The organism is Hydrogenophaga sp., assembly GCF_026125825.1.
Classification (GTDB): domain Bacteria; phylum Pseudomonadota; class Gammaproteobacteria; order Burkholderiales; family Burkholderiaceae_C; genus Hydrogenophaga.
Genome location: NZ_JAHCKK010000160.1, coordinates 1 through 5,162 on the forward strand (window position 1 = coordinate 1; position 5,162 = coordinate 5,162).

Genomic DNA, 5,162 nt, shown 5'->3' on the forward strand with positions numbered 1-5,162 from the left:
GCATCGATATCGACATGGCGAAGTCGCTGGGCAAGGCGCTCGGCGTCGAGGTCCGCTTCGTGCAGACTTCGTGGCCGACCTTGATGGCCGATTTTGCCGCCGACAAATTCGACATGGCCATGGGCGGCATCTCGGTGAACCTCGCCCGCCAGAAGGCGGCGCTGTTCAGCACCGCCTATCTCGTCGACGGCAAGACGCCGATCGCGCGCTGCGCGGACAAGGACAAGTATCAGACCTTGGCCCAAATCGACCGGCCCGGCGTGCGCGTGATCGTCAACCCCGGCGGCACCAATTTCCGTTTCGCCGAGGCGAACATCAAGCACGCGACCGTGACGGTCTATAAGGACAACGTCACGATTTTCGATCAGATCGTCGCCGGCAAGGCCGATGTGATGATCACCGACGCGATCGAAACGGTGCTGCAACAAAAGCTGCGGCCGGCCCTGTGCGCGATCCATCCGGACAAGCCGTTCAACTTTTCGGAGAAGGCCTATCTCCTGCCGCGCGACATGGTCTTCAAGGCGTTCGTCGATCAATGGCTGCGGCAGGCGGTGATGTCGAAGGCGTTCCAGGCCACCTACGACAAATGGGTGAAATAGCGGCAACGTCGGCGCCAGCTTCGAACGATTCTAGACATACTCCAGGGGGACGGCACCCCAGGGCCGGCGCGCGGCGCAATCGCGCCGGCCGCCGCGTTTCTTGCATTTGCACAAGACACGCGCAGGCGCAGCGCCGCGAGGGCAATGCTTCGTGCCGGAGACGCCATCGCATTGACTCGCGATTTTGCCGCCCCTAGAAGAACATGACGGCGTCGTCATGTTCGGCGCTGCATGAAACCACAGACCGCGGGCTGCGCGGCGTCGGGAGGAAATCGAGTGGCCGCGGACATCGTCCTTCGCACCGAAGGGCTGACCAAAGAGTTCAAAGGCTTCGTCGCCGTCAAGGATGTGAACCTGGCGGTGCGCCGCGGCACGATTCACGCCCTTATCGGCCCCAACGGCGCCGGCAAGACGACATGCTTCAACCTTCTCACCAAATTCCTGTCGCCCAGTTCCGGCCGCATCGAATATGACGGCCGCGACATCACCGCGGCGTCGCCGGCCGATATCGCCCGCATGGGCCTGGTGCGCTCGTTCCAGATCTCGGCGGTGTTTCCGCATCTTTCCGCGCGCGAAAACGTCCGCGTGGCGCTGCAGCGGAAAATGGGCAATTCCTTCCATTTCTGGCGCTCCGAGCGGGTGCTGACCGGGCTCGATCCGCGCGCGCTGGAGCTGCTCGAGGCCGTGGGGCTGGCGGATTATGCGAACGTGCCGGCGGTGGAACTGCCTTACGGGCGCAAACGCGCGCTCGAGATCGCCACCACCCTGGCGCTCGAGCCGGACATGCTGCTGCTCGACGAACCGATGGCCGGCATGGGCCACGAAGACATCGAGCGCACGGCGGCCTTGATCCGCCGCGTCGCGCAAAGCCGCACCGTGCTGATGGTCGAGCACAACATGAAGGTGGTGGCGAATCTGTCCGACACGATCACGGTGCTGGCGCGCGGCGAGGTGCTGGCCGAGGGCGACTACGCCAGCGTCTCGCGCGACCCGCGTGTGGTCGAGGCTTACCTGGGCCACGGCCATGCCGGCCAGCGCAAGCACCACGGCACCCCGGCGGAGGCCTCGCATGGCTGATCCGCTGCTGACCCTGCGCGGTGTGCAGGCCTGGTACGGCCCGAGCCAGGCGCTCCATGGCGCGAGCCTGGAGGTGCATGAGGGTGAACTGGTCACGCTGCTGGGCCGCAATGGCGCGGGCAAGTCCACCCTGCTCAAGACGGTGATGGGCATGATGGGCCGCTGCCAGGGCTCGATCCGCTTCAAGGGCCAGGAGCTCATCGGGATGGCGCCGCACCGCATCGGCCGCCTGGGGCTGGCCTTTTGCCCGGACGACCGGGGCATCTATGCCTCGCTCACGGTGCGCGAGAACCTGCGCCTGCCGCCCGTGGTGGCCGAAGGCGGCATGAGCGAAGACGAGCTCTACGAGCTGTTCCCCAATCTGGCGCAGCGCGCCGGCTCGGCCGGCACCCACCTCTCCGGCGGCGAGCAGCAGATGCTGGCGATCGCCCGCATTCTGCGCACCGGCGCGCGCTTGCTCCTGCTCGACGAGCCCACCGAGGGCCTGGCCCCGGTGATCGTGGACCGCATCGGCGAACTCATCCGCCAGCTCAAGTGCCGGGGCTACACCATCGTGCTGGTGGAGCAGAACGTGCATTTCGCGGCCGAACTGGCCGACCGGCATGGCCTGATGGAATCGGGCCGCATCACCGACACCTTCGACGCGGCCACGCTGCTGCGCGATTTCGACGCCATCACGGCAAGGATCGGGGTATGAACGGGCCCGCCCGCCGCGAGCTGTCGGTCACCAGAAACGCCGCGCAACCGGCTGCGCCAGGCCGCCGGTGTTGCCCCCTGGAGGGGGACGCGCGCGGCGCGGCGGGGGTGCTACTTCCTGCTCCTGTAGTCGGAAGGGCGAAACCCCGTCAGGCGCTTGAAGGTGTTGGAAAACGCGAACGGATTGGCGTAGCCCACGCCGTGCGCAATGGCTTCGATCTTGTCCGTGGTGGTGGCCAGCAGGTGCGCGGCGTGGGCGATGCGCAGCGTGGCCAGCTGCTTGCCGGGGCTGCGACCCAGGTTCTTCTGGCACAGGCGGCGCAGGTGCTCCTCGCTGGTGCTGGCCAGGGCCGCCAGATCGGCCAGGGTCCAGTCGCGCGCCAGGTCGTTCTTCACCGCGTTCCACACCTGCACCAGGCGGGGCTCGCGCTGCAGCGGCTCCAGGATGCGCGCCACGTAGCGCTCGATCACGTCCACCCACACCACGCAAGTGCCGTGATCGGCCATGCCCTCCATCTCGGCGGCCAGGCCCTGGATGGCGTTCTGCAGCAGGCGACCGTCAAACGGGCTCATCGTGGGGGCCATGGCGCCATCCACCGAATGCACCGAGTCGGGCTTGAAGCGCACCCAGGCCAGCTGCCAGCGCTTGCCGGGCACGCAGTGAAACGCGTGCAGCACGTGCGCGGGTGCAAAGGTCACGCTGCCGGGCCGGTGGTTGTACCAGCGCCCATCCAGCAGCGTCTGGCCTTCGCCGCCCAGGCACACCTGCATGAAGGCACCGCTGAGGTGGGTTCGCACCACGGTGTAGGGCGCGGCGGCGTCCACCACCGACACGTGGGCGATGTGGCGCGCGGCCAGCGCGTCGCACTGTTCGGCACGCACCACCGTCTGCACGGTGTCATCGCCCATCACCAGGGTTTCACGGGAGATATCGGGATGTTTGGATGGCATGGCTTGCGCATCATAGGGACGCGAGATGATTGAGGTATTCGGTCTTCCCCTGCCTGTGCTGGCGGGGCAGGTGATGCTTGGCCTGGTCAACGGCTGCTTCTACGCCGTGCTCAGCCTGGGCCTGGCCGTCATCTTCGGCCTGCTGCGCATCGTCAACTTCGCGCACGGGGCGTTCTTCATGGCCGGGGCCTTCGGGGCCTGGATGCTGCAGCGCTACGCGGGCCTGGGCTACTGGGCTGCGTTGCTGCTGGTGCCGCTGGTGGTGGGCTGGCTGGGCGGCGTGTTCGAGCGCGGCCTGCTGCGCCGCCTTTATGGGCTGGACCCGATCTATGGCCTGCTGCTCACCTTCGGCCTGGTGCTGGTGCTCGAAGGGGGCTTTCGCGTGGCCTTCGGCACCTCGGGCCAGCCCTACCCGGTGCCGGCCAACCTGCAGGGCGTGTTCAACCTGGGCTTCATGGTGCTGCCGATCTACCGCGCCTGGGTGATCTTCGCCGCGCTCGCGGCCTGCCTGCTGACCTGGTGGCTGATCGAGCGCACCTCGCTGGGGGCGCGGCTGCGCGCGGCCACCGAGAAGCCGGCGCTCACGCAGTCTTTCGGGATCAACGTGCCGCGCCTGCTCACCTTCACCTACGCCGCCGGCATCGCGCTGGCCGCCTTCACCGGCGTGCTGGCCGCGCCCATCCTGCATGTGAACTCGGGCATGGGGTCCAACCTTGTGATCATCGTGTTCGCCATCGTCGTCATCGGCGGGATGGGCTCGGTGCTCGGCTCCATCGTCACCGCGCTGGGCATCGGCGTGATCGAGGGGCTCACCAAGGTCTTCTACTCGGAGGCATCGACCACCGTGATCTTCGTCGTCATGGCCCTGGTGCTGCTGCTGCGCCCGCGTGGCCTGTTCGGCAAGGAAGGCTCCGCATGACACCGACACGCCCTTCCTGGCAAAAGGCCTTCATCGCGCTCTTGCTCGTGCTGCTGCTGGTGGTGCCCTGGGTGCCGCAGGTGGTCTACCCGGTGTTCGTGATGAAGCTGCTGTGCATGGCGCTGTTTGCCTGCGCCTACAGCCTGCTGCTGGGCTTCGGCGGCATGATGTCCTTCGGCCATGCGGCTTTCTTCGGCAGCGCGGCCTACATCACCGGCCTGGTGGTGAAGATCTGGGGCCTGCCACCCGAGCTGGGCCTGCTGGGCGGCACGTTGTTCGCAGCGCTGCTGGGCGCGGTGTTCGGCGCGCTGGCCATCCACCGCCAGGGCATCTACCTGGCCATGGTCACGCTGGCGCTGGCGCAGATGGTGTACTTCATCTTCCTGCAGCTGCCGTTCACCGGCGCGGAAGACGGCCTGCAACAGATCCCGCGCGGCGTGCTGCTGGGCTTCATCGATCTTCGCAACGACACGGCGATGTACCACCTGGTGCTGCTGCTCACCGTGGCCGGCCTGTGGCTCATCCACCGCGTGGTGCGCTCGCCCTTCGGCCACGTGGTGGTGGCGATCCGGGAGCACGAGCCGCGCGCGCGCTCGCTGGGCTACCCGGTGGAGCGCTACAAGCTCACGCTGTTCGTGCTGTCGGCCGCGCTCTCGGGCCTGGCCGGCTCCATGAAGGCCCTGGTGTTCCAGCTCGCGGCGCTGTCCGATGTGCACTGGCACCTCTCGGGCGACGTGGTGCTGATGGCCTTGCTCGGCGGCATGCACACCGTGTTCGGCCCGGCCATCGGCGCCTTCGCCTTCATCGGCCTGGAGGTCGGCCTGGAATGGGTGTTCGAGGAGCTCGAGCCTTTGACCGGCGGCGCCCTCCTGAAACGCGACTGGCGCCTGCTGTTCGGCCCGCTCCTCGTGCTGCTGGTG

At 67.4% G+C, this 5,162-nt stretch carries 6 protein-coding genes; 5 read left to right on the forward strand and 1 reads right to left on the reverse strand.

Going from position 1 to position 5,162, the window contains the following annotated elements; all coding sequences use genetic code 11:
- The 3 genes from KIT86_RS24045 to KIT86_RS24055 form a co-directional block, all read left to right on the forward strand.
- Positions 1-599 (forward strand): transporter substrate-binding domain-containing protein (locus KIT86_RS24045; RefSeq protein WP_297403101.1); only part of this gene is annotated, 599 nt, incomplete at its 5' end.
- Positions 600-830: 231 nt separating this feature from the next.
- Complete coding sequence (locus KIT86_RS24050) at positions 831-1,676, forward strand: ABC transporter ATP-binding protein (RefSeq protein ID WP_297403103.1); 846 nt, start codon at positions 831-833, stop codon at positions 1,674-1,676.
- Entirely contained in the window at positions 1,669-2,373 is a 705-nt protein-coding gene (locus KIT86_RS24055) for an ABC transporter ATP-binding protein (protein ID WP_297403104.1), read from the forward strand. The genes KIT86_RS24050 and KIT86_RS24055 overlap by 8 nt, the downstream gene beginning before the upstream one ends.
- Positions 2,374-2,483: 110 nt before the next feature.
- Here KIT86_RS24055 and KIT86_RS24060 read toward each other — a convergent pair whose 3' ends face one another.
- Positions 2,484-3,323, reverse strand: coding sequence for an AraC family transcriptional regulator (locus KIT86_RS24060; RefSeq protein ID WP_297403106.1), 840 nt, complete (start codon positions 3,321-3,323; stop codon positions 2,484-2,486).
- A 25-nt stretch (positions 3,324-3,348) separates the two neighbouring features.
- Between KIT86_RS24060 and KIT86_RS24065 the strand changes: the two genes are divergently transcribed.
- Positions 3,349-4,242, forward strand: coding sequence for a branched-chain amino acid ABC transporter permease (locus tag KIT86_RS24065; protein ID WP_297403108.1), 894 nt, complete (start codon positions 3,349-3,351; stop codon positions 4,240-4,242).
- On the forward strand, positions 4,239-5,162 hold a 924-nt coding region (locus KIT86_RS24070; RefSeq protein ID WP_297403110.1), incomplete at its 3' end, for a branched-chain amino acid ABC transporter permease. The genes KIT86_RS24065 and KIT86_RS24070, both read left to right, overlap by 4 nt.

What these genes read in the sequence shown, in the direction of transcription:
- KIT86_RS24065 (WP_297403108.1), top strand. Translation starts at nt 3,349, where the DNA reads ATGATTGAGGTATTCGGTCTTCCCCTGCCTGTGCTGGCGGGGCAGGTG.
- KIT86_RS24050 (WP_297403103.1), top strand. Translation starts at nt 831, where the DNA reads ATGAAACCACAGACCGCGGGCTGCGCGGCGTCGGGAGGAAATCGAGTG.
- KIT86_RS24055 (WP_297403104.1), top strand. Translation starts at nt 1,669, where the DNA reads ATGGCTGATCCGCTGCTGACCCTGCGCGGTGTGCAGGCCTGGTACGGC.
- KIT86_RS24060 (WP_297403106.1), bottom strand. Translation starts at nt 3,323, where the DNA reads ATGCCATCCAAACATCCCGATATCTCCCGTGAAACCCTGGTGATGGGC.